Source organism: Psychrobacter sp. ENNN9_III, assembly GCF_001462175.1.
Taxonomy (GTDB): Bacteria; Pseudomonadota; Gammaproteobacteria; order Pseudomonadales; family Moraxellaceae; genus Psychrobacter.
Map to the genome: position 1 here is coordinate 1 of NZ_LNUO01000149.1, position 7,062 is coordinate 7,062.

Here is a 7,062-nt window from a genome sequence, read left to right on the forward strand (position 1 = left end):
CCCCCCCCCCCCCCCCCTGCCCCGGGTTCCTCTATTTTGCAAAAACAACTTAAGAGAGCTTAAACAACAGGGTTACAATTGCAACTCACTGATATCAGCAACCGTTAAGAATAGCGCTCGTACTTGCTTTAGCAATGCTAAGCGGTTGTTCTTCAATGCCGCATCTTCACTATTAACCATCACATTATCAAAGAACTGTGTCAACGGTTCATCTAAACTGGTCAACGTTTGCAATACTTGTGTGTAATTAGCCTGTTCTAGCAATGGTTTTACAGCCGTTTGCGCTTGCTGAACCGCCTGATACAAGTCTTGCTCAGCAGCTTCAGTTAGCAATCCTTCATCTACTTTATCAGCGACCGTCACTTCTGACTTGGCTAAAATATTGGCAACACGTTTGTTTGAATCAGCCAACATTGAGGCTTGAGGCAACTCACTAAACGCTTGTACCGCGCGAATACGCTGATCAAAATCCAGCGGCATATGCGGATTGATCGCTTGCACCGCCTGAATAGTATCGACGCTGACACCCTGCTCAGTATACATCGCTCGATAACGCGAATTTAAAAACGCCATCACTTGGGTGAAGGTATCGCCCATCTTAGCGATTTTGCTGCCATCGCTTGTGCTGTAGCCTTTAATCGCTTGCTCAACCAAAGCCACCAAATTAATCGGTAGCTGTTTTTCAATTAAAATACGCAAAATACCAATAGCAGAGCGGCGCAGGCTAAACGGATCTTTTGAGCCTGTTGGGACTTGGTCTATCGCAAAAATACCAACGAGCGTATCCAAGCGATCGGCCAGTGCTAAGCAAATACCAATCGGCGTCTGCGGTAATACGTCACCACTAAATTTGGGCAGATACTGCTCTTCCAAACTTGCAGCAACGGCAGCAGGTTCGCCATTTAAGCGCGCATAATAAGTCCCAGCGATACCTTGCAACTCAGGATACTCACCAACCAGTGAGCTTGCCAGATCCGCTTTTGCCAACATCGCCGCACGTACCGTTTCCTCGATATCAATTTTCGCGCCTTGTTGCTGCATAAGTGCGGCAATAAACGCGGCAAGCTTGGCAATACGCTCAGACTTCACCCAAATTGTACCGAGTTGATCTTGGAATACACGTGTTTTTAAGCTTTCAGTCAGCGCAAACAATGGCTGCTTTTGATCTTGTAAAAAGAAAAACTCAGCATCAGCCAGGCGCGGACGCACAACTTTCTCATTACCCTCAATGATTTGATTGGGGTCTTTTGATTCGATGTTGGTAATAAAGATAAAGTACGGTTGCAGCTTACCTGTCTTATCGGTCAAGCAAAAATACTTTTGATCTGCTTGCATGGTGGAGATCAGTGCCTCTTGTGGCACTTGTAAAAAGCGCGGCTCAAAGCTTGCACGTAATGCAATAGGATAATCAACCAACGCCGTCACTTCATCAAGCAAGTCTTGTGGCACGATGGCATCGGCATTGACTTCATCTGCTAATGCTTTGACTTGGTTTTTGATGAGCATTTGACGTTTGTCAAAATCAGCGACAACTTTCAAGCCGTCTAACAACTGCTCATAATCATTGGCATGAGCAATGGTATGATAATCAGGACTATGGAAGCGATGACCGCGGGTTTGACTGCTGGTTTGATGCCCCTGAATTGTCGCATCAATGACAGCATCATCTTGCATCAATACCGCCCATTGTACCGGACGGACGAATTCATCACGGCTTGCACCTGAACGCATACGCTTCGCAATCGGTAGGTTATCAAGCGCGGTTTGAAATATATTAGGTAGCAGCTCCGTGGTCGCTTGACCATGAATGGTCTGCTCATAGCCGACATAATCACCTTTATCGGTGTTAATGGTCGTAAGCTCGCTGGCTTTAATGCCCAAACCCTTGGCAAATCCCATTGCGGCACGCGTCGGATTACCATCGGCATCAAATGCGGCTTTAATCGCTGGGCCACGCTTTTGCTCAGTGCGGTCAGGTTGCTTATCTGCAATCCCCTCAATCTTTATTGCTAAACGGCGCGGTGCGGCAAAAGCTTTGATGCTATCAAAATTAATGCCTGCTTCATTTAATTGTTCAGTAACACTCGCTTGCAGGGCATCACGTAGCGGTTTTAGGCTTTTTGGAGGCAGCTCTTCACACCCCAATTCAAATAAAATAGTACTCATGGGATGCTCCTATTTATTATTAGTCGTTTGATGACTGTCGTTTGATTGGTTTTTATTTAACTCTTCAGTTTCAGTTGCCGTTTCATCCTTTGGCAAATACTTATCTAAAGCTGCTTGGCGATGGTCGTCATCTGCCAATGGGAAGCCAAGCTTGGCTCGTGCTTCGACATAACTGACAGCCACTTTACGCGCTAAGGTACGCACACGTAGGATAAAACGCTGACGTTCAGTCACTGAAATAGCACCACGCGCATCAAGCAAATTAAAAGCATGCGAGGCTTTTAACACCATCTCATAGGCTGGTAGTGGCAAACCTTCTGCAACCAGCTTATCTGCCTGCTCTTCATAAAAGTCAAAAAACTCGCCCATCTTCGGTACATCAGCGTGCTCAAAGTTATAGGTAGACTGCTCAACTTCATTTTGATGAAAGACATCGCCATAAGTAACACGGCCAAATTCACCATCTGCCCAAACCAAGTCATAGACGCTATCGACACCTTGTACATACATCGCTAAACGCTCAAGACCATAAGTAATCTCGCCAGTGACTGGGAAGCACTCAATGCCGCCAACTTGCTGAAAATAAGTGAACTGCGTCACTTCCATACCGTTGAGCCAAATCTCCCAACCAAGACCCCATGCACCGAGCGTAGGTGACTCCCAATTGTCCTCAACGAAACGCACGTCGTGCACCAATGGATCAATACCAATGGCTCTTAATGAGTCTAAATACAACTCTTGTATATTGGGTGGGTTGGGCTTAAGCACTACCTGAAACTGATAGTAATGCTGCAAACGGTTGGGGTTATCACCGTAACGACCATCGGTAGGGCGGCGTGAAGGCTGGACATAAGCGGCGTTCCAGCGCTCAGGACCTAACGAACGCAAAAAAGTCGCGGTATGAAAGGTACCAGCGCCAACTTCCATATCATAGGGCTGCAATACCACGCAGCCTTTGTCAGCCCAATAATTCTGTAAGGTTAATATTAAGTCTTGAAAAGTCATCGGTTGAGAATTCATAAGAAGATCACTATGGAATTAGGAGTGTTAGACCGAACCTGATAAACATTTATGCTCATCGTTCGTGTAGCGCATCCTGCTACATATCTATTTGCCTGCTCACCTTACTAAAAAACGGATATTTTATCCATATTTACAGCAACTAAATTTATCTTACTAGTAAGTTGTGTCAAAAAATAGGAGGATATCTAGTCAATCACAAGCTTCATAATCATTATATGATATAAAACCATACAACAAAAAAATACCCAGATGAGTTAACATCTGGGCAGGAGGAAAATTGTATCGCTGCTATCCTGTTATGGTCAGGCTTTTTGTGGGCTGCTTCGTATCAGCTGATATTTTTTATAGTTGTTGATCTTGCGTTATTAAACTTAATGCTAATATTGTTGTTAAAACTATACTACTGGTAAGACTGATTGGAAGCCTTAGGCATAACAATCCATAAAACGATATATATTAAAATACCCGGTACTGCTGCGCTCAAAGTGGAGATTATTACAAATAGAAGGCGTACCCATGTTGGCGACCAGCCTACATATTCTGCAATACCGCCCATCACACCAGCAATCATACGGCTGTTTTGTGAACGATGTAATTTTGCTAGTTTACCCAAAACTTATACCTCTTCTTCATTTATTTCTGATTAACATTGTTATTATAAAATACTATAATCTGGACAATTATTAGAAATTTAGATCGTTATTAATTCGACTTTTAAAAAATATTCTAATAATTTTTGTTTACACGTTTCTTATTCTTTTTAACTTGAAATGATTATAGCAATAATTTGCCTATTATCTGTTAGTAGTATAGGTATGATTTGTGAATTTATGCTACTTAAACTTGCTCTAATCTGTCGCGAACTACTTCTAACTACCTGATTTTAAAAGATTATTTCAAAATGTTTCATAATAAAGTTTGTTGCGCTTTTCTTTCTCTTATTCTACTGGCAGTTTGCTTTGATAACCCTTATTTAAAACGATAGTCAGTTAACCCTGAATAATCCTACAATTTGATGTATTAAAACATTTAAATAGACTCACAGAAACCAAGCAGTAGTTTACAATAAGGTACCTGTATCAAAGTAAAAAGGTTTATATAGTTTATGCTCAATAAAGTTCTATGCCACATAACACATGATAAATACCCAATAAAAAATTTGATAAGTCGCTTTTAAAAAAATTTTTAGGAAATAATATGTATGATAATGGCTTGATGATTGGACACTTTGAACCGCTACACCTAGGGCAGATGCGCAGTATTTTGGATGCTGCAGGACAAGCAAAATCCTTACACATCATCATTACCGCTCACCCGTCACCGCACCCAGATTTTACTATTACGCTACAAGACAAAGCGCGTTGGCTCCAGATGGCTTGTGCAGATTTGCCATTTATTCACATTCATACCACTCATGAGATTGAGCTACCACTACATGACAGCTTCGATGATATGACAATCGATATACCTGCTAGCAATGCCAAACTACAACGTGTAATTGAGGCGCTAGACTTGCCGGTAGAGGCCGTTTTATTCGTCGCGGATAATCATCTATTGGCGCAGAGCGACATTCAAGAGCAATTACTGATCAAAGTGGCGACTACCCCGCTTCAGCCTGAATTTGACTCTTATGCTATCGCTCATGATCCAATAGCGCATTGGTCAGCGATTCATCCACAAGCGCGCGGTGATTATACAAAGACGGTCGCTATCGTCGGCGGTGAAAGCTCAGGAAAAACAACCTTAGTTCATAAACTTGCTAACTATTATGGAGCAAGTTTTGCACTAGAGATGGGACGCTTGTATGTCGGCACGGACTTAGGCGGCAGTGAGATTGGTCTACAATATAGTGATTACGGACCTATTGCGCTTGATCATGCGCAGGCCATCCGAGATGCTGCTGCTGTGGCAACTGCCCCTGTCACTATTGTTGATACAGATTTTGTGACCACACAAGCATTTTGTGAAGAGTATGAAGGACGTACCCATCCCTTTGTCAGTGCCTGTATTGATGAGTTTCGCTTAGACCATACCATTATGCTGGATAACAACACGCCATGGGTTGATGATGGCATGCGCTCTTTGGGTACGCCTGAAGCGCGTGGACGTTTTGAGCAGCGCCTCGTCGATATTTTTGCACGTCACAATATAGCGCCGCATTTGATCGACGAACCTGATTATGACACCCGCTATCAGCAAGCGTTAATCATTATCGATCAATATATTTATGGCAAAAACCATGATTAATGTGTTTAAAAATACCAAATTTATAATAAATTGCTTTTGTCAGTATTCTGCTGATACTAATATTTTTTAGGAAAAGAAGTTATGCGCATTCAGCTATTGGACAACATTACCGGAAAGTGGGCCATGCAATGGATTGTCATCTGGTTCATTTGCGGCGTTATCGCGTTATCGATAGGTTTTTGGCTCACTACAGAACATACGACACTTGATATATTTTATTTGGGTGTCTCTTTTGTCGGTTTGGTCTGTGTAGTATCACTATCTTTCCGCAAAAACGTGATGGGTAATGGCCTTGGTATGGCGGCGACCGCTGGCGAGGTAGTAGTACAAGCAACGTCTGGTGCAGTAGGTTTAATGCTGGCACCTTTATTTAACTTTTTTACCCATGTTTATGGATTATTTTATTGGTCCAAGCATACTGATCTTGATGGTGATATGGTACCTAAGTCAGCCAGTAAATGGGTTTGGCTTATCACTGCTACGTTTATTGCCGTTGGTTTAGCACTATTCCCAACGGTCAATGATATTCTTGCCAGCTATGGCTATGCTGTTGTAGAAGACGATAACAGCAAGTTCTTAGGGATAATTTCTTTCTTTTGGATTAACGTTTTAGCCTTCGTGCTGTCTATTACAGCACAAGCAGCTATGATTCTGCGCTATTCATTTAATTGGTGGCTTTGGATTATCGTCAACTTTGTCTGGTTGATAGTAAACTTAATGTCTGGCAACTATATCTTTGCCATTCAAACGATGGTTTATCAAGTTAACGCCTTCATCGGCTTGTACGAGTGGCATCGTAGTGAGCAAACTTCCTTAGAAGTCTAGGTTAACAAAAATATTTGATAGAAAATAAATCTGCTAAAATAAGCTCTTATGACTGTATGGTCTAGCTGATAATATGGTAGATAATCGTAAATAGTGCTACAACTAGTGGTTCAGCTTAGCCTTAAATACTAAAAGAGCTTAAACACTAACAAGGAGGTTAGTATGTCGCGTATCAATCGTACAGGTATGTCCAAGCGTACACTTGAGCAATGGCTGAGTGAGTATTCCGTCAGCCATCAAAACTTAATCAATAAAAAGATCCATTGGCTTTGCGTTCCTACTATCTTCGTTAGTCTGTTAGGAATGGGAATGTCGCTATCGGTCTGGTTTACATTGGTACTTAGCGCCTTAGTATTATTGTTTTATATGCGCTTATCTACCCCGTTATTTATGGCGATGGGAATTTTTATTCTTATTTGTCTATCAGTGATGACTTTATTACCATGGGGCTTTAAGGTTTGGGCAGGTGTTTTCATCGTTGCTTGGATTGGACAGTTTATCGGTCACAAAATCGAAGGCAAAAAACCATCGTTTTTTGAAGATTTACAGTTTTTATTAATTGGTCCAGCTTGGGTAGCTAATAGCCTTATGAAACGTGATTAGCAATCAGATAGCGGTTATTATAGTATTGATTGGTTATCAATCATTCTCATAAAATCTGGAGCGTGTCCCTATAAAACAATTACAATGCTACTGGGGTAAATTTTGTGCAGTCTCTGTCTGCGTAGGCACAGCAAGGAAAATCTATACCAGCCAAAAAAAGCGCCACCCAACTAATAGTCGGCAGAAGGTTTAAAATGA

Annotated in this window: 6 protein-coding genes; 3 read left to right on the top strand and 3 right to left on the bottom strand. The window is 42.0% G+C overall.

The annotated features are described in order from the left end of the window. Positions 1 to 72: 72 nt before the first annotated feature. From glyS to PENNN9_RS09275, 3 genes are all read right to left on the bottom strand, one after another. Positions 73 to 2,166 (bottom strand): glycine--tRNA ligase subunit beta, encoded by a 2,094-nt coding sequence (gene glyS, locus PENNN9_RS09265; protein WP_058369414.1) that lies wholly within the window; start codon positions 2,164 to 2,166, stop codon positions 73 to 75. Between the two features lie 9 nt (positions 2,167 to 2,175). Next, positions 2,176 to 3,171, bottom strand: coding sequence for a glycine--tRNA ligase subunit alpha (gene glyQ, locus PENNN9_RS09270; RefSeq protein WP_058369415.1), 996 nt, complete (start codon positions 3,169 to 3,171; stop codon positions 2,176 to 2,178). Positions 3,172 to 3,589: 418 nt separating this feature from the next. Continuing rightward, the gene (locus tag PENNN9_RS09275) at positions 3,590 to 3,802 is read right to left on the bottom strand and encodes a PspC domain-containing protein (protein ID WP_058369416.1); all 213 of its coding nucleotides are present in this window, start codon (positions 3,800 to 3,802) and stop codon (positions 3,590 to 3,592) included. Between the two features lie 584 nt (positions 3,803 to 4,386). Between PENNN9_RS09275 and nadR the strand changes: the two genes are divergently transcribed. The 3 genes from nadR to PENNN9_RS09290 all read left to right on the top strand — a co-directional run bounded on the left by nadR (position 4,387) and on the right by PENNN9_RS09290 (position 6,864). Then, positions 4,387 to 5,436, top strand: coding sequence for a multifunctional transcriptional regulator/nicotinamide-nucleotide adenylyltransferase/ribosylnicotinamide kinase NadR (nadR, locus tag PENNN9_RS09280; RefSeq protein ID WP_058369417.1), 1,050 nt, complete (start codon positions 4,387 to 4,389; stop codon positions 5,434 to 5,436). A gap of 81 nt (positions 5,437 to 5,517) precedes the next feature. After that, a complete protein-coding gene (gene pnuC / locus PENNN9_RS09285) occupies positions 5,518 to 6,261 on the top strand; it encodes a nicotinamide riboside transporter PnuC (protein WP_058369418.1) in 744 nt (247 codons plus the stop codon). 162 nt (positions 6,262 to 6,423) lie between these two features. After that, complete coding sequence (locus tag PENNN9_RS09290; protein WP_058369419.1) at positions 6,424 to 6,864, top strand: DUF962 domain-containing protein; 441 nt, start codon at positions 6,424 to 6,426, stop codon at positions 6,862 to 6,864. The last annotated feature ends 198 nt before the right edge of the window (positions 6,865 to 7,062 follow it).